Source organism: Clostridium sp. JN-9, from assembly GCF_004103695.1.
In the GTDB taxonomy this organism is placed as follows: Bacteria; Bacillota; Clostridia; order Clostridiales; family Clostridiaceae; genus JN-9.
Map to the genome: position 1 here is coordinate 1148246 of NZ_CP035280.1, position 23065 is coordinate 1171310.

The following is a 23065-nucleotide window of genomic DNA, read 5'->3' on the forward strand; positions in this document are numbered from 1 at the left end:
TGCTGCTTATGATTTCTTAAGTGCATTTGTCATACTGTGTTACAATGGTAATTAATTTACCGAATTATGCATTCACTTTGTAAGAAAACATATATTAGTTTCGTTTATATAAATGAGAAGCTTCTACGACATTGAGAGGAAGGAGACAAAATTGTGAAAATAACTGAATCAAATTTAGTTGAACAATTAAAGAAAAAGAACACAAAAGCATTGGAGTTTTTGATAGATAATTATAGTAATCTAATATATAAAGTTATATATAATGTCTTAAATAATTATAGTCAAAGAGGATTAATCGAAGAATGTCTAAATGATGTTTTTTTGAGTATTTGGAACAATGCAGATATGTTTACTGGTAAACCTGAAAAATTTGTACACTGGATTTGTGCAATAGGGAAATATAAAGCAATTGATTATCAAAGAAAGATTATAAAAAATAGGGAAATTATTGATATTGATGATTGCAATATTATTTCTAATTTGACAACTGAAGATAAGGTACTGGCTAATGAAAATATGAAAGAATTATTTCAATATATTGATGAAATGAGTGATACTAATAGAAAAATATTTATAATGAGATATTATTTAGAAAAAAGTATAGATGAAATTGCTGCGGATTTAGGAGTAACAAGAAATGTTGTAGATACAAGAATTTGCAGATGTAAAAAATTATTAAAGTTAAGACTTCAAAATATTAAAAAGGAGGAAAATGACAATGGACAATATATACAAATACCTGAATGATATACAAATGGATATAGATGAAATTAATTCTATTGATATAGAACTAGATAATGTAACTAAAAAAAGGTTAAAAAATAATTTATTGAAGAATATTAAAAAAGAAAGATTTGCAAAAAAATCTAAATATAAAGTGGCAGTAGCCGCAGTAATAGCAGTTTTATTAATTAATGCAGGAATACCTGCCATTGCAAAAAATATACCTAACTTACAATCTATAATTCAACAAATGCACAGTGATGGATATGATAACGGACAGTATGAAAAATATCCTAAAGTTTTGAACAAAAGTGTAACTGATAAAGGAGTAACTGTTACTATAAATGAGATATTAACTGATAGTAATAACTTAACCATAGGATACACTATAAAAAGCAAAAGTGATATAAGAGGAATTATGAAGACATCAAATGAAATTATTGAAAATCAAGCAAAAAATAATTCTTTTGAGCCATTTACTCTAGTTAAATATACAAAAATTAATGGGAAAAATGTTATGAGTGGATCATCATCTGAGGGCAAATATTTAGACAAGTATACTTATATAAATTCAGAAACTATGAATATTGACGATAAAAGCCTGCCTTCTATTATTAATGTTGATTTAAATATAAAGAATATTTATGATGTAAATGGGAATTGGAATTTTAAATTTACTGTGCCAAAGAATGTTACAGCAAAAGATAGCAAGGTTTTTGAGCCTAATGTTAAAGTTGATTTTCCATATGGAAAAGTTAATATAGAAAAAATAAGCTTTACACCTATAAGCACAAGCATAGAAACTACTCTTTATAATGACAAAAATACAAATGTTGGTTGGTTTATTTTTGATGATAAAGGTAATGAAATCTTACCAAGAGGTGGATTTTCAAGTAATGGAAGATATATACACACTTTTAATAGTGTAAATACTATTCCAAAATATATAACTGTTATACCATATGAGATTAATTCCAATAAACCTGAATTGAAAAAATACAAAACCAATGATGGTTCAACATTAATACCACCAATTTATAAAGATATAAATGGAACATACCCAATAGAACTTTCTCAGGGGGAAATGGGTAAAATAATAGTGAAATCAATAACTACTGCAAAAGATAAAACGATAGTTAAATATAACGTAGAAGGAAATGCTCCATTTTTACAAGCTAGAGAATTATATATATTGGATGATAAAGGTAATGCAGTCCAAAGCAGCTCAAATACATTTAATATAGAAAAGCATGGCGATTATACCATGGAATTTCCACCTTTGAATAAAAACATAAAATACAAAATAGGAACAAACGATTTGGGATGCTATGAAATACAAAATAATCTTAAATTAAAGATAAATCTTACTAAATAGATGTAAAGTAAAACTAAAGCTCATTTATGTTATGCTGTATAATGTAAATGAGTTTTAATTCTAATAAAAAATAGCAACAAAAACTGTCCCTGTTTTTTAAGGCACCTGATTCTCTGAAAGGCTATAACTTATTCCATTGGTCAATTGAAAAAGTAAATTCCAGTTTGAAAAAGTAACTTCAACCTATAAAAGGGATTAAAAAGTATTGCATAAGAAAAGAGGTTTATTTTGCCTAATATCTGGAACAAAAATGCAATAATTAACTATTAAATAGACAGGATAACATAAATTTTGGTATACAAAACAAAGGTGAGAAATAATCCATCTATTTTGTAAAAGTAATTTCCACCTCAGTATTTTCTTAACCATCTAGTCAACATTATAACTGTAATTGATCATATTATCAAGGATGCTTCGCACCGCATAGCGGCTCCGTCCTTGACAATCTGTCCAATTACAAATTAGGAGTAGTTAAGATGGTTAAGGATAGTTATGTGAATGAACTTTGCACAACTAAAATCCACCCATTAATTTGAAAAACTAACTTCCACATTGAAATTCTCATGGGTGGAATTTACTATTTCAATTAATAAACTTATTCCATTAGATACAAGATTTGTAATACTTATTACATATGTTACTATTGTGTGATATAATGGTAATTATTATGATAAGCTTAAAAAATATTTAAGTGAGGGTTTAATATGAGGACTAATCTTATTACAATTATTGCTGTTATTATCAATTTTACTTTACTAATTGCACTTATAATAGTGATATATAAAGCGATTCAAGGATTTAAAAACTTTATTAACAAAAATAAAGAGATGGATAAGAAGTTAGATATTATTTTGAATAAATTAAAGGATGAAGAAGATAAATGATGCTTATAAATACGCAATATTAGCAGATGTACGTTAAATGAAAGTCATGTTACCTTTTAAGGTTATTGCTTTTGTAAGGCACCTGACCAATTGTAAAAAGTTATTAATAATTAAGGAAGGTAATAGCGTGAAAAAAAGTTTAATTTTTTTATTGGAAAGGCATATTTGATATATGTCAGAGATAAAGAAGTGGAGAAAGTTTACATTTTTAATCCAATAAGAGGTGAATATCATTTAATGAAATAAATGCAAGAGGTTAAGAAAATGATTAGCAGCAAAAACTATTTCCGTTCTTGTAAGGCACCTGACCCTTTTCTGAGACAATCAAAAAAGCTGTGAAAAAAGGTGAATTCACAGCTTCCTGTTAATTAAAGGGGGACTTTAATTACTAAAAAGTTTTTTTAAGATAAATATGTTTTTTATCTATGCTTTTATAATAAGGTATAAGTATGACAGTTCTATGACAAAAATGAAATAATTCTGTTAATAAATTATATATAAATTGTGTATATAGGTTCTTCAATTAAATATCTGACATAAATCGGGTGCTGCCTGGTTACATATGACAAAATTCGGGTGCTGCCTGGTTACATTCGACATTTGCATTTACCCATTTATATGAATAAGGAAAAATCTAATTTTTGAATCACCCCAGCCTAAATCCCAGGGCACATGGTATCTGTCAGTGGTATGGGAATTTATTAATGGATAACCATGAGAATCAAAACCTGTTACTACAGCAAAATGATCTATATTTCCTCTGCCTTTCTCATAGGCAACCAAATCTCCAAGCTTTAATTTTCCCACAGCGCCATTTGGCAGAGCCTCTGTAGGCTTAGTTAAATCCTTGTAGGTGCCAACACTAATTACACTTCCTCTTCCGCTGTAAACTAAAAAGTTTTTTAAACCATCTGCATTAGACCATGAATGACTTCCTGGTGTCCAGCCTCCAGTATTGGGCATACCGCCGCCTTCTTCTTTATCACCTAATACCTGGGATATATAATTAGTACAGTCACCACCTGCACCATTAAAATCACTATATTTTTTGTTATACTTAAAATTATTTCCGCTGCCCCAGGCTGCACCACAGTATTTATCAGCATAAGCAACAGCTTTTTGTCTGTCATAAAATGGCTTGTGCAGGCTATAAGCTTCATAACTTCTGTCTAAAATTAAATGTGCTGGTATGTTAGAGATATTCACAGAAAAATTATGCAAAGCATCTTCAAAGCAGTCAGTATACCAGTCATTATAAACAACCCATTTATCATTCTTTTTAGTCAAACTTGTAGTATGTCTTATGCCAACTCCGAAGCAGTTAACCTGAGAAGCTTCTTCATCACTATTATAGGTATATTCAAACTTGTAAGACTCTTCCAAGGCTATTTTTATTACTTTACCCCTTGGATAAATCTTCTTGATCCTTACTGTGGATTCTATTTTATTAAAGGTAATGTCCCTCTGCTCCGACCATTGCTTAAGATATTTTACTCTTTTAATCTCATGTTCCAGTGCCCATTTACCGTATCTTTGAGAAGTATCAAAAAGTTCATTTAAAGGGCCTGTGTCTCCTGTAACAAGACATGCTGAACGCTGATTAAATATTCTTTCAACATCTGACCTCATCTCTTCCTTATCCACAGTATCAGTGACACATGGAACAAAAAAATCTATGTTATCTTCATTAGGACTTTTATAATCTGCAGCAGTAACCTTTGAAAAATTATTTACATGGGGATTATGAATATCATTAATTTTGCTCTGGCAGCCTGATAAAAGGCTAGTAATTATTATAAAAACAAAAAACAATATGGAATTCATATTTTCTCTCATCATTAGGCAACCACCTTTTTTAAGAATTTAAGCTTACAGGTGATTTTATTTTTAGCAAAATAAGATTAAATATGCCAGATTATTTTTAACTTAACAGGCAAATTCAGTTTAAACAAAAAGAAATTAGAGGAAATTCATATTGCTGTCAGAATAGTTTAATATATCGAAAGCTAAATGCATTGGAATAATTGTGAATTTGTGAAGGTATATTCAAAGAAGTATAGAATTATACAATATGTGACTAATTTATGTAGCGAGGGGATATTATGTTAGTTAAAGGGGAGAGCATTTTTCAAGAAATATACAGATATTTAAAAGAAAATCCTGACAGCATTTATGAAGATCAGGACTTTGAAACAGCTGGGTTAGAGGATTCCTATTATATCTTTTTCGGTGAAATATTACCTGATAATATTCAAAAAGCTAAAGCTGAGAATTTATTAAAGATTTTAAATAATTATTTAGAAAATGAATCTGAACACAACAAATTATTAAATTTTTTAAATGAGGATAGATTTATAACTTATTATTTTGAATTCTGCAGACTTTTAAAATTATATATACTTGAGGATTTAATAAATGTAGAAAAACTTGCAGATATAGGTATAAAATTATCAACCTGCAGCAGCAACTATGAAGAAGTGAAAGTGGGCATTACGATACTTGGACTTTGTGAACCTGAGAACTCCAGAAAGATTGTGGAAATACTAGGTATGCACAGTGAATTTACCTTTTATTCAGTAACATCTACAGGAAACTGGGATCATTACAATACCTTTGTTTTTAATCTTGCCAAAAGAACCTGTGGCTATGGAAAAGTTCACTGCTTAAAAAATCTATATGCCTTGAATGATGAAATTAAGCAGTGGATTATTGAGCAGGGAAGCATGAATGTGGTTTTAAAAGAAATATCTGCAGTTTTATGCACTAAGAAAGTTAATATAAGCTGGTACCTAAAAAGCAGAAATATAGGTAGAAATGAGTTATCAAAAGTTTCATCAATTATATATTATATACTTTCAGAAGATGATTATGATATTTATGAAAATGAGGATAGCCTTGAAACAGTGAAATTGTATATAAAATATGCAGAAAAATATGCACATTGCTTTCATGATCTATGTGCTGTTGCATATATTGAAGAAAGAATGAGACCTTATTTAACTGATGATGAAGCATCTTCTAAAAGAAAAAACGGCTGGACAATTACCATTGAAAAGGAGATTAAAAATAAATGCTTGTCCATATTAATAAATGATAAATGGAAAACAATTTTTAAAGAATCCCTGAAAAAAGCGGATGAGCCTGGTAAAGTCTATATGTTTATTTCAGAGGTAATTGGTTTGAAGTTAACTTTTGATGAACTTATGCCTATTTTAGAAAAGGATAAATATAATATAGATGTTTACTTGTATCTTTCAGAAGGCAAAAATGCAAATAATATGAAACAGTTGATTAACTATGCTTATAAGACACTTCCTCTTAAAAAAATATTCAGTGGTGCTGTGAGTATAGATGAAGAACATATCACAACTGATTGCAAACCTGATATATGCATATACTGTATTCTCCGCAATTTAAGTTATTGCAGCTTTGTAGACATGGAATTACCAACTATGGCCCTTAAAGCCAGATTTCCTGAAAACAGAGAAGAAGCAGTACATTATTTAAAAAAACATAAAGAAAACTGGAATAATGAAACAGTAAGTAAAATCAAGGAGGCCATAGGGGAAGAAAAAAGCCAGTCTATAAAAAGAAAAATGAAGGAATTATTGAATATAAATGGAACTAAGAAAAGGGAATATACTAATGTAAGCAATTTACTGGTTAAACCCTTTTATAAGGATATTTATCTTTTTTCCACTGATATTGCAGGGGTGCTTTACAGGGATACAAGTGTAATTGAGGATAATATAAAAATTAATGATATGCTTTTTTTAAAGCATGATACTAATAATCCCTATGATGAAAATGCTGTTATGGTTACTGATAATACAGGATATATTTTAGGCTATATACCAAGGGGTGCTAACAAACAGCTGAAAAATCTGCTGAAAGGTGGGAAATATCTTTATGGAAGGCTTAAGAAATGCAGTTTTGATGATAATTATATGAATATAGATGTATATTTAAGCTATAAGGATGTACAAGAAAGTATTAAAGATACAATAACTGCCATGGATGGGGAAGCTGACAGCTTAAAGCAGTGATGGCAAATCTGATTTGGATTTTAGCTTATAATTATCACAAATAACCACCTTCTGCATAGTATATTGTAGGACAAGTCCTATAATAAACAAAATAAGGAGAGGTTAAAATTGCCTATGATGCAGACTCAGGATTTAATAAATGCTGCTCTTAGTGTTCGAACCACACTAAGGGTTACTAATATAAATGATAATGGTACAGGCTCACTGAGGCAGGTTATAAGTTCAGCAGCAGCAGGTGACATTATAGTATTTGATGATAAAATTTTACCAGGTATTATTACGCTGACCAGCGGATCAATAACAATTGATAAAGCTATAACTATTCTTGGACCAGGAATGGACAAGCTAACAATAAGCGGCAATAGCAGCAGCCGTATTTTTATTGTAAGCGGCGCTGCAGTAACAATAAGTGGTATAACATTTGCAAATGGCTTTGACAATATAGGAAGCGGCGGCGGAGCTATTTTTAATGAGGACGGTGCAGCACTTACCCTAAGAAATACAAGTTTCAATAATAATAATGCTCCTATAGTGGGTGGTGCTATTGCAAATATGGCATCCACTGCCAACATCGAAAACAGCACTTTTATTGAAAACAGTGCAAATTTCAGCGGTGCCATTGGAAATCTCTCAGGGACGGTTAACATCAAAAACAGTACTTTGACCAACAATAGTGCTGCTGTTAATGGCGGGGCCTTTGCAAACGATGGTACGGCTAGTATTTTAAACAGTATATTCAAAAATAATATTGCAGGAAATAATGGTGGTGCTTTTGCAAACCAGGGAACAGCAACCGTAATAAACTGCACATTTATAAATAATATTGCTGGCAGTAACGGCGGTGCTGTAGCAAATATAAATTCGGGGACGGTTAACATTTTTAACAGCATTTTTATTGGCAACTTTGCCGCAAACAGGGGCGGTGCTGCTGCCAATGTGGATTCAGGCATAATCAGTATTACAAACAGTACTTTTACCAACAATGCAGCAGGTAACAATGATGGAGCTATTGCCAACATTGATGGAGGTACAGTAAATACTGTAAATAATACTTTCACCAATAACATTCCTTAAAAATAAGAGAGAATAGATAAAAAGGCGGTCAATTCTGGCCGCTTTTCCAATATACCTATTCACTCTTACTTCTTAGATCTTACCTCTTAGCTTTTAGCTCTTACTTATTCCCCACTTCATATGAAACTTTATTTATCTTCTGGCAGTCTGCTGAACTAAAATCGGGAATTGGCCAGTTGATTTCACTTGAATGATATATTCCGTCATTGTGCTGATTTTTCTCTAAATATTGATTTTCACTGCCTGTAATTGTTACGGATTTTGAAGCGGAATATCTGACAGCTGCTGGTCCCTGCGATGTTTTACCGTCAGAGTCTACAAAATTTCTATCCTTTGGTATGTACAAACCCTGAAAGTTTCCACTTCTTGGGGTAGCTTTACCTGGATGAAGAATATACCATGAAGTGACAAAATTCCCGCCATCTGCAGCTCTGGCAGGACCGTATACAAGCATATCTTCAGATGTTGAATTTGTAACTACAACACCATTACTGTCTTCGGATTTTATTTGTTTATACTCTTTTTCAGTCATCGCACCTTCATTAATCATGCTGCGATTACCTCCTCGTATTGAATTATTTTATATACTTTTCAAAAAAATACTATATAAATAATTTACCCATAATTCTACAAGAAATACTATAATAACAAAAGTAAACTTGTGTGTGAAAATGTACAATAAATGAAATTCTATAGTATAATTATACATGATCCTGGTTTTGTAATTTACTGAAATTGTAAAGCAAATAATTTGCAGATATTTTAGCAGGAAGGAAAGTGAGAATTTTGATATCAAACACTAAGATTTCAGTGAGATATGCTGAAACAGATAAAATGGGAATTGCTCATCATTCAAATTATGCAATTTGGTATGAGGCCGCCCGCACAGATCTTATAAAGAAAATTGGATTAACATACACTGAGATGGAAAACATAGGTGTGGCAGTGCCTCTTGTGGAACTTCATTGTAAATATATAAGTGCAGCGTATTATGAAGATGAACTTACCATTGAGGCTAAGCTTACTAAGATTACCCCGGTAAGACTGGAATTTGAGTATAATGTTTATAAGGATGATTTTCATAAACCCATAAACAAAGGGAAAACAGTGCATGCCATGGTAAACAAGGAAATGAGGATTGTAAATGTAAAGAAAAATTTCCCTGATTTATATAAAATGCTGGAATCAGCAGTGGAAGAGTAAAAATACATACTTAAAATTGTAAAGAAAGGAAGTGCGTTTAAGCGGGAGAATTCAAATAGACATGCATTCTTTCACTTAAGAAAATTATGTTAACTAAAAAAATTCAGCTTTGGGAACACAATAATCATATAAGTCTAACTGCCTATATTTTAGATAATCCAAATGAATTTAAGGCCGATAAAAAAAGACCTGCTGTAATCATCTGCCCCGGCGGCGGATATCTTGGAATCGTGGACAGGGAATCAGAGCCTGTGGCAATGAGATTTGCAGCTAATGGCTATCATGTATTTGTACTTAGATACAGCACATATTATACTGAAAAGATAAGTGACTATAATAACCTTCCAAATGGCAATGAAAAGTCAGCATTTCCTGCACCATGGTTTGATCTGGCTAAGGCAATGGTGATTATTAAGGAAAATGCAGATAAGTGGTGTTTAGACAGTGATAAAATAACTTTATGCGGATTTTCAGCAGGGGGACATTTAGCAGCTTACATGGGAGTTCACTGGCAGGATGATATATTAAAGAAAAAATTTAAAGTTCATAGTAAATTTTTTAAACCAAACGCACTTATTTTAGGGTATCCGTTATTAGATTTTAAGGTTATGAAAGATAATCTTCTTGAAAATCCAAATGAATTTCAAAAAAGGTATTTTGAAATTTCAAGTAAAGCTGTGTTTGGAAATTTCAATCCGTCAGATAAGGAATTAACAGAGCTGAGCCCCGTAAACTATGTATCCTCAAATACGCCTCCGTCATTTATATGGCATACAGCTGATGACAGCTTTGTATATGTGGAAAATTCAATAAAATTTGCATCACAATTGACCAGAAACAAAGTACCTTATGAATTGCACATTTTTGAACAGGGTCCGCATGGCTTGTCATTATGTGATGAAACCACAGCAGGTGACGAAAGCCATATTAGTCCTCACTGCAGTATATGGTTTGACTTGGCAATGGAATGGATGAAAAAATATATATAAAATAAGCTGTGAAATTTTGTTTCACAGCTTATTTTTAAACTTAAGGGGGCTTTAATAAATTATACAGATAGCTTATCCATATGCTTATATAATAACTCAGTAAGATAAAAATATTATTACAAAGTTAATACATTTTAGTTAATAATCAGTTAATATGAACTTTATAAAAATATATATGCATATCCATATATGTCAATGGGGAAAATAAAACAGAGGTGATTATATATGAAAAAGATAGGCGTAGAAAAAGGACTTTCAATGATTGCTGATTATTTAAGATCCAATGGGTATTCAGTAGAAACATTAGGAGAAACATTAGAAAACAACATTTCAAAGTATGAAAATCTGGATGCAATTGTTACAGCAGACTATAATACTAATATGATGGGATTCAGTGATACTTCCACAAAGGTGCCAGTTATTAATGCCAGCGGATTAACTGCAGAAGAAGTAAAGAAGAGTATTGATAATAAAATTACAAAAGCTTAGCAGAAAGCCCACTGTTTTAGCTATGGGATGAATGCTTAATACAACTTGAATAAAAATGTGTTTACTCTATATAGAAAGTAATATATGAATAAACACATTTTTTTATTGCTGGCACATAACAATAATTTTATAAGGTACTGTCTGTGCAGGTATACTTTTAGTTGAAGGCCCATAAACCACAATTAAATTTCGGCTTTTAGGGTTACCAGTAAACATTTGATTGTTTTCAAGCAACATTGTAGTACATGGAGCAATGTTTAATTTAAGAGAATTATCACTGCTTATCAGTTCATCATTGAAGTAATCCACCTTAACGTTTTCATATGCTGAATCTTTAGCCATAACAAGTGCTTTGAACTGAGGTGGAAATATGAGAATAGCAGGTGCATTTGCATCATAAAAACCAGTTACATTATCGCCTGCAGACAATGTTATATGATACACAAAATAAGTATCAGGACCAACAGTAAAATTAACAATATCGTCAGAGCTGTTTTGGACAGTCATAAGCTTATAGCATCCTGCATCTTTTCCTGAAGATGACATTGGATAGTCATTAATCATGGTAATGGTGCCATGGAAGGAAGCAAATTTTTTCATTCTTAATTCACAGTCCTTTATTTTAAAATATATTCTATATAGATTATGTATTATGTAGGTTTTCTGTTACTTTTTTGAAGGGACGGTTAACAACTTGACGACTTTAAAATTTTAAAGGGACGGTTAACAATTGATTAGCTTCTGATTTTTGAAGGGGACGTTTAACAACTGATTAATCTTCAACTTTTAACCTTTAACTTTCAACTGCGGACTGAAGGAGAAGCGGATAGTTAACAATTAACTAGCTTTTAGAATTTACTGGAATAAGTGCCTCACTTAAAGTCAATACTATTAAGGTAGTAAAAATTAACAGTAAGTGAGGTGCTTTTCTTGCCGAGAACTGAAAGAATAAAATTTGAAGATGCAATATATCACGTGATGGTGAGGAGTATAACGGAAGTTCCATTATTTAAAAAAGATGATGACAAGGAAAAATATTTGAATCAGATGAAAAATTACCAAATAATATATGGATTTAAGGTTTATGCATATTGCATGATGAGCAACCACGCTCATTTTATAATAGATTCTAATGGGGCTGATATATCGAAAATAATGCATGGATTAAATTTTAAATATGCAGTAACATTCAATCGAATTCATGATAGACATGGTCATGTGTTTCAGGATAGGTTCAAGAGCAAAATAGTAGACACAGACAGATACTTAATCACTTTATCAGCTTATATTCACAATAATCCACTGAAAATAAAGGGTTATGAAACATGCCCGGAAAAATATAAATATTCAAGTTTAAGAGTATATTTAGGCATTGAAAAAGATAAAACTGATCTTTTAGATGAAGCATACATAATGCAAATGGTAGGTACAAATGTAAATAAAGCGAGAGAAAACTATCTCAAGCTTGTGTATATGTGTGATAAAGAGAAATTAAAAAAGGAAATAGAATTTGAAGATGAAAAAACTGAGTATAGAAGCGAAAGAAAAATATTAGTAAGAAACTTTGACCCTGAGAAGATATTAGAATTCATATCACAAGAAACAGGAATAGATAAAGTTATGCTTTATGTTAAGAATAACAGAAATAATAAGTCTGCCAGGGCTTTAGCAGTATTATTAATGAGAAGTCTTTGCAATTTTAAAATGAAGCATATATGCGAAATCCTTGGAAATATAACTGAGTCAAGAGTATCAAAGCTTTGTTCAATTGGAGTCAATCTTATATCTACAGAGGATAGGTATAAGGATATCATAAATAAATTTATTCTACAGGAGACGTCTTAAGAAATATAGTTTAAGTTAAAAAACCTTATAAAAACTTTTTATTTTTTTACATAATAATAAAAGGCTTTATTATTATGCATTTTTTTATTTAAATAGATTTCAAAGTAAATCAGCTATGCAGCTTCTCAAAAAACTGTAGAAGCATCAGTATTTTTGCTTGCTTAAATGGCGATTTACTAAATGAAATTATATAGTACAAGCTAAGGATAAAAAAATTATTTACTTTGCAAAAAAAATACTACATTCTGATCTTTTGTTGGACACAATGTAATAACTTTAATGTAAGTTATATAGATAAAAAGTTTTTTGAGGTATTACCGAAATATAAGGCCAGTAAAAAACCGATTAAATAAATCTTTTTTAGTAAAAATTATATTTTTACAATATAAATTATTCTTATTAATAGTTAACCGTCCCCCTTTATCACATTCTTATTATTGGTTAACCGTCCCTTTTTTTCGTTAATAAAAGGAATTTCGATACACTTGTCGAAATAATCCATATAAGTTATTATTTAAAAATATTTAGTTCTTGCATGAGGATGAATTTAGGGGGATGAATTTATTATGGCTAGGATATTTAGGAATAAAACGATTCGAAGATACTCGATTATAGGTATCATATTTGGATTTATGTTTCCTTTACTGGCAACAATCCTTGAAATGCATACTAAAAATATGGTTTTGAATTATGAACACATAGCTTTATTGCATAAATCTAGTGCATTGCTAAAGATGATTGACAGCGCACCAATATTTCTTGGACTATTTGCTTTCATTGCAGGTATAAATCAATATAAGGCAGAAGAAAACAACGTAAAATTAAATGGAACATTAAAAAATGAAATAGAGGTTAAGAAAAAATTAAGCCTGATTATTGATGAAATAGGTAAAATAAATTGTGCAATGTGTGAAGTATCAGCCACTCTATTTAATGTTTTTAACGATACTAAGTGCAATGTGGAAGGAATAGACAGCAACTTAAGCAAAGTACTGAATGCCACAGAGGATACAACATCGAGCATAAACGAATTTCACAGCAGGATTAACTGTTATGTTAACTCCATAGAGGAGATAGAAAAAAGTACTGAGAACGGCAATGCAGTATCCATTTCTCTTACTAAACTTGCATATGACGGAGAAAAATATGTAAATAGCAGCATTGAAGATTTAACAAATATAAATTCCTGTGTGGGACAGGTAAGCTCAACTGTAAATGAGTTAAACAGCAAGGTTAAAGAAATAAACAAAATAGTTTATGTAATTGACGATATATATAAACAGACGGACCTACTTGCATTAAATGCGGCAATCGAGGCAGCAAAGGCAGGGGAATATGCAGGCGGCTTTTCCGTGGTGGCAGAACACATAAGAATACTGGCGCAGCAAAGCAAAGACAGGGTAAAAGAAATAACAGATTTAATTAAGGTCATAAGCGACGTTAGTAAAAAATCCGTTTCCTTTACTGATAATATTGTAGAAATGATAAATAATGAAAATAAAAATGCAAACAACACAAAATATGTATTTAAAGATATATTTGAAAAAATTGACACAATAAATTCTATAATTAATAATCTAAATAAGGAGATGAAAAGCCAGGTTAATGACAGCCAGTATATTTTAGGATCCTTAGATAATATTATAGCAGCATCCAAGCAGACTGCTGAATTATCCCAAAACTCTGTATCAATTTCTAAGGATAATAAAACAGAAATAGACAAGCTGTCAAGCTCAGTTCAGTCTTTAACTAAGTTATCAGACAAATTGAATTTAATATTTAAATAAAGCCCTTACAAACATTTTCATCACTTGCGGCAAAGATACTTCCATTTCCAAAGTGGTGAGTATTGATATGCTGAATACATTGCTATAACAATTGCACTATACTGAGGAGAAAAATGAAGCTTTTACAATATAAATCATTCTTATTAATTGTTAACCGTCCCTTTTTACTTTTTATCTCGCATTCCTATTATTGGTTAACCGTCCCTTTTTATCTCTTTTTTTATATAAAATAAGGATGTATAATATTATCTATGTATAAGACTTAAAGTAAAGAATAAAGAAAAGAACATAAGAACTTTAAGGTAATAAGGTAAAGAGGGGAACAACAAATATGAATTTATATAGTAAATATTTTAAAAAATATAAATTACCTTTTTTGATTGCGGTTTTCTGCGTTGTTTCTGAAGCTGTATGTGATTTGCTTGGACCTACGCTTATGTCCAATATAATAAATTATGGGATTGATCAGGGACAGCTTCCTAAGGTTTATTATTGGGGATCACTTATGCTTTTGGTCACCGGTATAGGTGCGTGCTTTGCAGTGACACGAAATATACTGGCCAGTAAAGTATCACAGCGTATGGGTGCAGATTTAAGGTATGATTTATTTGAAAAAATTATTTACTTTTCGGAGCAGAGCACAGACAAAATTGAAAGCGGTTCTCTTATTACCCGTATGACTAATGATACCAACCAGGTTATACAGTTTGTAAATGGAATTATGAGAATATTTATGAAGGCACCAATAACCTGTGTTGGCAGTATAGTACTTGCAAGCATTCTTAATTTCAGGCTCAGCCTTATAATTTATGGTATTGTAGCAATAGTTGCAGTTTTAATTATTGTAAGTATGAAGCTCAGTTATCCACGTTATTATAAATTGCAAAAAGCCATGGACAAGGTAAACTCAGTGGTTCAGGAATATCTAATAGGAGTGCGCTTGGTTAAGGCTTTTGGAACATATGGCAAGGAAACTGATAAATTTGAAAATGCCAATATAAACTTAATGGAGAATGGAATATCCTCTCAAATGATTATTACACTGGTATCTCCTCTAATGACATTAACCGTTGGAATAGGTACAGTTATTGTAATATACATAGGCAGCAGGCTGTTTACTTTAAATCTTGCAAGACCCGGGGATATTACTGCATTTACAATTTATATGGCACAAATTTTAACATCACTGGTTATGATAACAAACATATTTAATACCTTTGTAAGAACTAAGGCTTCCACAGCACGTATTAGTGAAGTGCTTAATTGTGAAGAGGACTTTTCTGACAACGGTGAAATAAAGAAATTAAATGGTAAAATAGAATTTAAAAATGTAACCTTTGCATATCCTAATGGAAGCGGAGTGCCTGCTTTAAAGGATTTATCATTTCATATTAATAATGGTGAAAGCTTAGCTATTATAGGACCTACAGGCAGCGGTAAATCTACAATAGCATGGCTGTTATTAAGGTTTTATGACGTAAACAAAGGTAAAATTCTTATTAACGGCTGTGATATTAAAGAATTAAGTATTGACTCAGTACGCAATAATATTGCCATGGTACCACAGAAGCCTATGCTGTTTTCAGGCACTATTGCTGATAATATAAGATGGGGAAACAGTGAAGCTGATGATGAAATGCTGCACCAGGCTGCTCATGAGGCACAGGGAGATTTTATTGAAAATATGAAGGAGGGCTATAACAGCCTTTTAGGCAGTGCTGCTGTTAATGTTTCAGGAGGGCAGAAACAGCGTATTTCCATTGCCCGGGGAATACTTAAAAATTCTTCAATACTTATACTGGATGATGCAACAAGTGCACTGGACGCTGTAACTGAAGCTAAAGTCAGGGAAAATCTCAATTCTAAAACTAGGAATCAGACAGTTATTACAATTACTCAGCGCTGCGGCACAGCTATGTTTTCAGATAGGATTCTTGTTATGGACAACGGTGTTAAAGCTGGATATGGTACTCATAATGAGCTAATGAAGAATTGTGAAATATACAGAGATATTTATAAGACACAAATTGAAAGCAGTAAGGAGGCGTAGTAAATGGCAAATCAATATACTGCACCTGAAGTAAAAGTGCCATCTATGAATGGAAGACCAATGGGTGGAGGTGGCAGCCGCTTTAGACCTGGTGCAAAACCTAAAAATGCCAAGGGTACGCTGATGAGAATTGTAAAAATATATGCAAGGTGGGGAAAAACCATTATTCTTGCCATTATCCTTACAGTTATTTCATCCCTTATTTCAGTTGCAATTCCGTATTACATAGGAAAAACATTTAATACATTGAAAATTCCAACTAAAACTGTAGATACAAATACTCTTATGTTGTTTTTAATGATAATTGCAGCATTGTATGGAACTAACTGGATTATTTCATCCATCAATGGTGTTATTATGTTAAAAATTTCGCAAAAGCTGGTGTTTGCACTTCGTACTGAATTTTTTGAAAAAATGCAGAAACTTCCGCTGGAATTTTACGATACACGATCTCACGGGGACACCATGAGCAGAATTACAAATGATGTGGATAATATAAGCTCAACCATTGCACAGGCAACAACTCAGTTAATATCCAGCGCCTTAACACTGGCTGGTTCCTTTACTGTAATGATAATTCTGAATGTGCCTCTTACTTTAGTTGTTATGATTTGCATACCCCTTGTAGTTATTTTGACACGTACAATAACAACAAGAAGCCGTGCATATTTTTTAGAACAGCAAAGGAGCCTGGGTTCACTTAATGGAGTAATTGAGGAAAACATACTTGGACTTAAAATGGTAAAAGCCTTTGGAAAGCAGCAGGATGTTCTAGAGAATTTTAAAGAAATTAATGAAAAGCTTAATATAAGCAGTACCAAGGCACAGATAGTGTCAGGCTACATGATGCCTTTAATGAATGTTATCAACAATTTGATTTTTACCATGGTTGCTTTTGCAGGAGGTATACTTTCAGTAGGCTACGGCTTGGCCATTGGCACAGTGGTGAGCTTTTTAAGCTATTCAAAGCAGTTTGCACAGCCCCTTAACTCCGTGGCAGGTATGTTTAACACCATACAGTCTGCTCTGGCAGGTGCGGAACGTGTATTTGAAATATTGGACAGCAAAGAGGAAACTGCTGATATGGAAAATGCCATTTGTATGGATAAACCAAAGGGCAGTGTCACCTTTGAAAATGTATGTTTTTCATACAATAAATCCACTCCTGTACTTAAGAATGTAAGTTTCAGTGTGAATGCAGGTGAAGTAGTTGCACTGGTAGGAGAAACCGGTGCAGGCAAAACCACTATTGTTAATCTTTTAACTCGTTTTTATGATGCTGACAGCGGGAGAATTTTAATTGATGATGTACCAATTACTAATATAAAAAGGGACAGCCTGAGGAAGTGCTTTTCAGTAGTACTGCAGGATACATGCTTCTTTACAGGGACAATTATGGATAATATACGCTATTCACAAAAGGATGCTACAGATGAACAGGTTATAACAGCAGCCAAAATAGCTCATACTCATGATTTTATTGATAAACTTCCTAAGGGGTATCAAACAATAGTATCAGGAGCTACGGATAATTTAAGCCAGGGACAGAGGCAGCTTATAGCAATTGCAAGAGCAGTGCTTTGTGACAGCCCTATATTGATTCTGGATGAGGCAACCAGCAGCGTTGACACGAAAACTGAAAAAGATATTCAGCGTGCTTTCTTAAGCTTAATGAAAAACCGCACAAGTTTTTTAATTGCACATAGGTTGTCCACTATTAGAGATGCAGATCATATTATGGTAATAGGTGATGGACAGATATTGGAAAAAGGAAATCACAGAAGTCTTATGGATAAAAAAGGGCAATATTATAAAATGGTTATAAGTCAAATGGGAAAATTACCTGATGAGCTATAAAAAAAGATGAATTTGTGGGACATGTTATATATCATATAAATTGTTAACCGTCCCCTTTTTACCTTTATTAATTGTAAACCGTCCCTTTAAACTAAACTTAAAAAAAGCTCCCACGCAAGACTTTTGTCTAAGTGGGAGTATTTTTTATTCTGCTGCTAATTTTTCATTATCTTCCTCAGTTCCAACATTAGCTTCAACAGCTCTTTGAGCTAATAGTTCTGGAAGTATGGATGAAAGTGAACCAAACAATATAAATAAAATACCAACAATCATATTAAATGGAATAGCCTCATGGAGTATAATAAGTGCTAGTATTGGCGCTAAAATTGGTTTAAAGAAAAATACCAAAGAAGTTGTCTTTGCAGAGGTTTTTTCCATTGCCATAAAGTAGCAGGCAAATCCTACTCCTGTATTAATAATGAAAATAAATAATGCTATAGGAAGTACGCTTAAAGAGTACCCTTTAAATATAGGAACATTTGCAAATATAGCTAGTCCATTTGAAAAGAACCATTGTGCCACTGAAGGAATATGAGTGACTCCAATTAAAACAAGCAGCTCAAGTCCTCCAAATAAGAAACCAAAACAGGTAACCACTATACCGCCATATTCGGCACATTTCTTTTTGCCGCAGACTCCATAAAGAGCAAAGGTTAAAGTAGCTGCAATTGACAGTGTAATGCCGGTTACGCTAAGTTTAACATTTAATGGATTTATAATTATTATTGTACCAATAACCTCAAAAATCAAAGCTATTACATTGTTTTTATGAATGGCTTCCTTTAACAGGACAAATGCAAGTATTGTTACAAAAACAGGATTACTGCTGAATAAAACAGCAACTACAGAAGCTTTTGTATTTTGCACTGCCAGCTGATACAGCATCATGCTTATAAAAATGCCTATAAATCCTAAAAAAGCAAAATATAATAAATCTTGTTTTGAAACGGAAGAATGTTTCTTTTTAAGTGCATGAACAGCAAATGGAACTAAAAATAATCCGCCTATAAAAAATCTTGTAAAGGTAAGCTGTATAGGATTAAAGATTCCAGATACAAGCTTCAATGCTATTTCCATTGTACTAAAAATAATGGTTGTCAAAAAAATGTATAAGTATCCCTCTTTCATATTAATTGCCTCCAATTTTTCTACAATTATTAAGAATATTACGAATTTTTGGACCTTTTTTTCCACCGCTTTCTAGTATATAATATTCATATATGTATGTCCAATACATATTTACTATTTTTTTTATGCAGTAAAACTATATTTTAGCAGGTGAGACAAAATGGATTTTAAAGAATTGCAGTATATTTTATGTATTGCTAAAAATAACAGTATTTCAAAAGCAGCCAAGGAATTATATATATCACAGCCGTCTTTAAGCAAATATCTTCAGAATTTTGAAAGAAAGCTTAATATAAAGTTCTTTGACAGAGCAGGAAATAATTTTATTTTAACTTATGCAGGGGAAACATATATAAGGTATGCTAAAGAAATATTAAGAATAAAGAAGGATCTAGATGATGAATTTTTTGACATAGTACATCATAAAAAAGGAAGACTGAATGTTGCCTGTGGAATAGTAAGGAGTCCATATCTTATACCGGAGACTGTTCCCAGGTTTAAAGAAAAGTATCCCAATGTAGAAATAAACTTTTTAGAGGAAACTGAATCTAATAAAATAGATAAGCTTTTAATCAATGGTGATGCAGACATAGGAATATTTAATTATTCAGGGCACAACCCAATGCTGGATTGTGAACTTCTTAAAAATGAGGAAATCATAATGGTAGTGGGGAGAAATCACCCTCTGGCTTACAAAGGAAAGAAAATAGAAGGATGCAGATATCCATGGATTGATATTAAAAGATTTAAAAATGATAGATTTGTAATTAACCAAACAGATCAAAGGAGCGGGGAGATAGCAATTAATCTTATTAATAAGATGAATACAAAGCCTGATATTGTAATGAAAACCAGAAGCGTTGAATGTGCTATCCGTTTAGCCTCCTATGGTTTTGGAATTTACTTTGGCCTGGAAACTCATTTGAAGCATATTAATTTGAAAGAAGCCCCAGTTTATTTTTCCATAGGAAACCCTAAAATGACAGATAAACTTTTTGCAGTGTACAGAAAAAACAGTTATCAGCCACAATATGTACAGGATTATATTAGTATGGTAAAGGAAGCGGTTTGTGGATAAGTAAGAGGGAAGAACTAAGAAGTAAGAAGTAAGTTGTTTTGCATCCTTCATATGTCGCACTAAATTACCACTATGGCACAGTATAAGGCTGGTTAATATTAAAATTGATATTAATTATAGAAATACCATAAATCCTATGTTATAATCTTCTAGTACAATTCAATATAGTTTAATGTGGGCTACTGGTATCACTCATCCCTGCTGAAGGGAGGTGATACATATGAGTAACGACGTTTTAATGTTGCTATTTCAAGGTGGTTTATTCTTAATTGGGGGCTGTCGCATTAGCATAAAAAAATATGCTAACGCGGCAGCATTTTTTTTGTGTTTTATAGAAAATTTAATGATATTTTAGTCCCCAATGAGCTTGATAATTAAAAAAAGACGCACTTTAATAAGCCTTTCATATTAAGGCTTTTTTTGATTTGCAGAGTTTTTAAAATTTTAAAGTTTGATAATTATGCACCTTTTTTAAGTGGAAAAAGATGCGTTTCAGTTCTATCTAACTGAATTTTATTATGTAGCTTATTTATATTATGTGCCATTGCTAACAAAATACTTTCTGCCAAAACATTCTTTTTACCTTTGCATAGATATCTACGAAATCCCATATCCTGTTTTATCTCTCCAAAAGAGCCTTCGGCTTGAATACTTCGATTCATTCTCAACTCGCAACCATCATCACTTATAATTCTTTCAAGATCCTCTTTGCGAAGCATGTTGAATAGTTTTGAAGTCTCAAGATTTTTAACCCTTTCTTCTAATGGCGTTTTACAGTTATGTCCTCTTATGCATTTACTCTTGTAAACACAGTTACTGCAGTCCTCACAAGTATAGATTGTTTTTTCACTTATATAGCCAGTCTTACTTTTCCTTTTTACTATTTTATTTACTGTTAGTTTCTTATTATTTTTGCAAGTATAATAATCGCCCAATTCAGTATAATCCATGTTTTCTATTCTGCTTATATCATGTTTATATTTTCTTGTTTTTGATATTTCATAATTTGCTGGTTTAATATATGATAGCTGTCCATTTTCTTTGATATAAAGATAATTTTCTTCACTCTCGTAACCTGAATCCGCATCAATTTTAAAATACTTAAAGTACAAGGAATTCTCCATGCTTTTTATAAATGGAATCAATGTTGTTGTGTCCCCAGGCTTATCGCAAACAGTAACCCATACTATATATTGGGAATCTACTCCATTCTGAACATTGTAACCTGGTTTTAACTGACCATTTTTCATAGCATCCTCTTTCATCCTCATAAAGGTTGCATCTTTATCTGTCTTGGAATAGCTATTACGTTTACCGCAGGTATGGATTTTCTGTGTATATTCTTTTAACTTTCTAAGGTATTCCTCAAGTTTTTCAATAGAACGTTGAATAGGAGTTTTCCTTTTACCACATCCATGTACAAATTCAATATTTTCTTCCTTTTTCAAGGCGTAAAGCTTTTTGCGTAGCTTTTTTACATGTTTCATTTTTACTTTGTTTTCGTATACAAGCTTTATTCCATACAATTCCTCACATTCGGCTACAAAATCAGCTAATTTAGAAAGTAATCTCTCCAGGTTTTTTGAAACTGCTTTTTTCCAGACGAAAGTATACTTGTTAGCACATGCCTCTATCTTTGTACCATCAATAAATATAGTATCTCCTGATATTTCTCCAATCTCATAAAGAAAATTTGACATTTCAGCCATTATTGTTTCTGAGCACGGGGCAAAATGAATACTACGAAATCTTGCAAAAGTAGAATGATCTGGTGCTGGTGAACCTTCTAAAAGGTACATGAAATTTACATCTCTTTTGCAGGATAGCTCCATTGCTCTTGATGAATAATTATGATTCATATAGGAGTAAAGTACAATCTTCAGCATCTGACGTGGCGTAGCCTGATTTTCCCTTATTCGGGAATAAGTCGAATATAAATCTGTTAAATCCATCTCCTCTACAAATTGACTTAGCAAACGCACTGAATCATTATTGGGAATCATGTACTCAATATTTAATGGAAGTTTTAATTGATAATTTCCACGATATAAAGTATAATTTTTGTGTGAATTAATGTATTTTCTCATATGTTAATTTTACTATAAATCTTTCACTCTTTCGAGTGGAAGATTTATTTTTATGTAAAAAAGCTGCCGCACCAATTATTTTAGTGCAACAGCCCCTTACTTATAGAAAAAATCTCAAAAAAATAGTAGCCCCAGTCACAATTGGATAGCTACTATTTTTAATAAAAATTTAGTGATACCAGTTGCCTAAGCAACTAGAATTGTATACTATAGGGTGTTAGCAGCACCCTATTTTTATTTTCTATACGTTTATTTATATTATATCAAAATTTATATAAAAATAAACATTTATTTTTGAATAATACAGCTTTAATTTTTAATTTAATTTTTATTTTTGTTCATAAACACTTTCTTCAGGATAAATAAATGATTGATATAATTTGTTCATTTCATTGACTTGATTACTGCCAATTGAGTACCAATTACTATCGAAATACAATTTTCCGCCTA

18 protein-coding genes are annotated in these 23065 nt (G+C 31.8%); 13 read left to right on the forward strand and 5 right to left on the reverse strand.

What is annotated here, in order from left to right:
- Window positions 1-153 precede the first annotated feature (153 nt).
- From EQM05_RS05490 to EQM05_RS05500, 3 genes are all read left to right on the forward strand, one after another.
- On the forward strand, window positions 154-747 hold the full coding sequence (locus EQM05_RS05490; protein WP_164917203.1) for a sigma-70 family RNA polymerase sigma factor: 594 nt from the start codon (window positions 154-156) through the stop codon (window positions 745-747).
- Window positions 719-2098: a DUF4179 domain-containing protein gene (locus tag EQM05_RS05495; protein ID WP_243108128.1), complete on the forward strand. Its 1380-nt coding sequence runs from the start codon at window positions 719-721 to the stop codon at window positions 2096-2098. Before EQM05_RS05490 ends, EQM05_RS05495 begins: the two co-directional genes overlap by 29 nt.
- A gap of 704 nt (window positions 2099-2802) precedes the next feature.
- Complete coding sequence (locus tag EQM05_RS05500; RefSeq protein WP_128749107.1) at window positions 2803-2982, forward strand: hypothetical protein; 180 nt, start codon at window positions 2803-2805, stop codon at window positions 2980-2982.
- 606 nt (window positions 2983-3588) lie between these two features.
- On the opposite strand, the gene EQM05_RS05505 is transcribed toward EQM05_RS05500, so the two are convergent.
- Window positions 3589-4821: an amidase domain-containing protein gene (locus EQM05_RS05505; RefSeq protein WP_243108129.1), complete on the reverse strand. Its 1233-nt coding sequence runs from the start codon at window positions 4819-4821 to the stop codon at window positions 3589-3591.
- Window positions 4822-5084: 263 nt separating this feature from the next.
- Here EQM05_RS05505 and EQM05_RS05510 point away from each other — a divergent pair, with 263 nt between their 5' ends.
- On the forward strand, window positions 5085-7028 hold the full coding sequence (locus EQM05_RS05510) for an HIRAN domain-containing protein (protein ID WP_128749108.1): 1944 nt from the start codon (window positions 5085-5087) through the stop codon (window positions 7026-7028).
- 108 nt (window positions 7029-7136) lie between these two features.
- Complete coding sequence (locus EQM05_RS05515) at window positions 7137-8102, forward strand: hypothetical protein (protein WP_128749109.1); 966 nt, start codon at window positions 7137-7139, stop codon at window positions 8100-8102.
- Window positions 8103-8202: 100 nt separating this feature from the next.
- On the opposite strand, the gene EQM05_RS05520 is transcribed toward EQM05_RS05515, so the two are convergent.
- Window positions 8203-8652 (reverse strand): hypothetical protein, encoded by a 450-nt coding sequence (locus EQM05_RS05520; RefSeq protein ID WP_128749110.1) that lies wholly within the window; start codon window positions 8650-8652, stop codon window positions 8203-8205.
- Window positions 8653-8879: 227 nt separating this feature from the next.
- Here EQM05_RS05520 and EQM05_RS05525 point away from each other — a divergent pair, with 227 nt between their 5' ends.
- The 3 genes from EQM05_RS05525 (at window position 8880) to EQM05_RS05535 (ending at window position 10783) form a co-directional block, all read left to right on the forward strand.
- Window positions 8880-9305: a thioesterase family protein gene (locus EQM05_RS05525; RefSeq protein WP_347560230.1), complete on the forward strand. Its 426-nt coding sequence runs from the start codon at window positions 8880-8882 to the stop codon at window positions 9303-9305.
- An 86-nt stretch (window positions 9306-9391) separates the two neighbouring features.
- Window positions 9392-10294, forward strand: a complete 903-nt coding sequence (locus EQM05_RS05530; protein ID WP_128749111.1) for an alpha/beta hydrolase — start codon at window positions 9392-9394, stop codon at window positions 10292-10294.
- 225 nt (window positions 10295-10519) lie between these two features.
- Window positions 10520-10783 carry a YkuS family protein gene (locus EQM05_RS05535; RefSeq protein WP_128749112.1) on the forward strand — a complete coding sequence of 88 codons (264 nt, stop codon included), beginning with the start codon at window positions 10520-10522 and terminating at the stop codon, window positions 10781-10783.
- A 102-nt stretch (window positions 10784-10885) separates the two neighbouring features.
- Here EQM05_RS05535 and EQM05_RS05540 read toward each other — a convergent pair whose 3' ends face one another.
- Window positions 10886-11383, reverse strand: coding sequence for a hypothetical protein (locus EQM05_RS05540; protein ID WP_128749113.1), 498 nt, complete (start codon window positions 11381-11383; stop codon window positions 10886-10888).
- Window positions 11384-11704: 321 nt separating this feature from the next.
- Here EQM05_RS05540 and EQM05_RS05545 point away from each other — a divergent pair, with 321 nt between their 5' ends.
- From EQM05_RS05545 to EQM05_RS05560, 4 genes are all read left to right on the forward strand, one after another.
- Window positions 11705-12628 (forward strand): transposase, encoded by a 924-nt coding sequence (locus EQM05_RS05545; RefSeq protein WP_128749114.1) that lies wholly within the window; start codon window positions 11705-11707, stop codon window positions 12626-12628.
- Between the two features lie 566 nt (window positions 12629-13194).
- Window positions 13195-14415, forward strand: a complete 1221-nt coding sequence (locus tag EQM05_RS05550; protein ID WP_128749115.1) for a methyl-accepting chemotaxis protein — start codon at window positions 13195-13197, stop codon at window positions 14413-14415.
- A gap of 331 nt (window positions 14416-14746) precedes the next feature.
- On the forward strand, window positions 14747-16465 hold the full coding sequence (locus tag EQM05_RS05555) for an ABC transporter ATP-binding protein (protein ID WP_128749116.1): 1719 nt from the start codon (window positions 14747-14749) through the stop codon (window positions 16463-16465).
- A 3-nt stretch (window positions 16466-16468) separates the two neighbouring features.
- On the forward strand, window positions 16469-18322 hold the full coding sequence (locus EQM05_RS05560; RefSeq protein ID WP_128749117.1) for an ABC transporter ATP-binding protein: 1854 nt from the start codon (window positions 16469-16471) through the stop codon (window positions 18320-18322).
- 144 nt (window positions 18323-18466) lie between these two features.
- Here EQM05_RS05560 and EQM05_RS05565 read toward each other — a convergent pair whose 3' ends face one another.
- Window positions 18467-19450, reverse strand: coding sequence for an EamA family transporter (locus EQM05_RS05565; protein WP_128749118.1), 984 nt, complete (start codon window positions 19448-19450; stop codon window positions 18467-18469).
- A gap of 160 nt (window positions 19451-19610) precedes the next feature.
- Between EQM05_RS05565 and EQM05_RS05570 the strand changes: the two genes are divergently transcribed.
- Entirely contained in the window at window positions 19611-20528 is a 918-nt protein-coding gene (locus EQM05_RS05570; protein ID WP_128749119.1) for a LysR family transcriptional regulator, read from the forward strand.
- Between the two features lie 458 nt (window positions 20529-20986).
- Here EQM05_RS05570 and EQM05_RS05575 read toward each other — a convergent pair whose 3' ends face one another.
- The gene (locus EQM05_RS05575) at window positions 20987-22615 is read right to left on the reverse strand and encodes an IS1182 family transposase (RefSeq protein ID WP_128748411.1); all 1629 of its coding nucleotides are present in this window, start codon (window positions 22613-22615) and stop codon (window positions 20987-20989) included.
- Window positions 22616-23065 lie beyond the last annotated feature (450 nt).

What these genes read in the sequence shown, in the direction of transcription:
- EQM05_RS05495 (WP_243108128.1), top strand. Translation starts at nt 719, where the DNA reads ATGGACAATATATACAAATACCTGAATGATATACAAATGGATATAGAT.
- EQM05_RS05500 (WP_128749107.1), top strand. Translation starts at nt 2,803, where the DNA reads ATGAGGACTAATCTTATTACAATTATTGCTGTTATTATCAATTTTACT.
- EQM05_RS05505 (WP_243108129.1), bottom strand. Translation starts at nt 4,821, where the DNA reads ATGATGAGAGAAAATATGAATTCCATATTGTTTTTTGTTTTTATAATA.
- EQM05_RS05510 (WP_128749108.1), top strand. Translation starts at nt 5,085, where the DNA reads ATGTTAGTTAAAGGGGAGAGCATTTTTCAAGAAATATACAGATATTTA.
- EQM05_RS05520 (WP_128749110.1), bottom strand. Translation starts at nt 8,652, where the DNA reads ATGATTAATGAAGGTGCGATGACTGAAAAAGAGTATAAACAAATAAAA.
- EQM05_RS05530 (WP_128749111.1), top strand. Translation starts at nt 9,392, where the DNA reads ATGTTAACTAAAAAAATTCAGCTTTGGGAACACAATAATCATATAAGT.
- EQM05_RS05535 (WP_128749112.1), top strand. Translation starts at nt 10,520, where the DNA reads ATGAAAAAGATAGGCGTAGAAAAAGGACTTTCAATGATTGCTGATTAT.
- EQM05_RS05540 (WP_128749113.1), bottom strand. Translation starts at nt 11,383, where the DNA reads ATGAAAAAATTTGCTTCCTTCCATGGCACCATTACCATGATTAATGAC.
- EQM05_RS05550 (WP_128749115.1), top strand. Translation starts at nt 13,195, where the DNA reads ATGGCTAGGATATTTAGGAATAAAACGATTCGAAGATACTCGATTATA.
- EQM05_RS05555 (WP_128749116.1), top strand. Translation starts at nt 14,747, where the DNA reads ATGAATTTATATAGTAAATATTTTAAAAAATATAAATTACCTTTTTTG.
- EQM05_RS05560 (WP_128749117.1), top strand. Translation starts at nt 16,469, where the DNA reads ATGGCAAATCAATATACTGCACCTGAAGTAAAAGTGCCATCTATGAAT.
- EQM05_RS05565 (WP_128749118.1), bottom strand. Translation starts at nt 19,450, where the DNA reads ATGAAAGAGGGATACTTATACATTTTTTTGACAACCATTATTTTTAGT.
- EQM05_RS05570 (WP_128749119.1), top strand. Translation starts at nt 19,611, where the DNA reads ATGGATTTTAAAGAATTGCAGTATATTTTATGTATTGCTAAAAATAAC.
- EQM05_RS05575 (WP_128748411.1), bottom strand. Translation starts at nt 22,615, where the DNA reads ATGAGAAAATACATTAATTCACACAAAAATTATACTTTATATCGTGGA.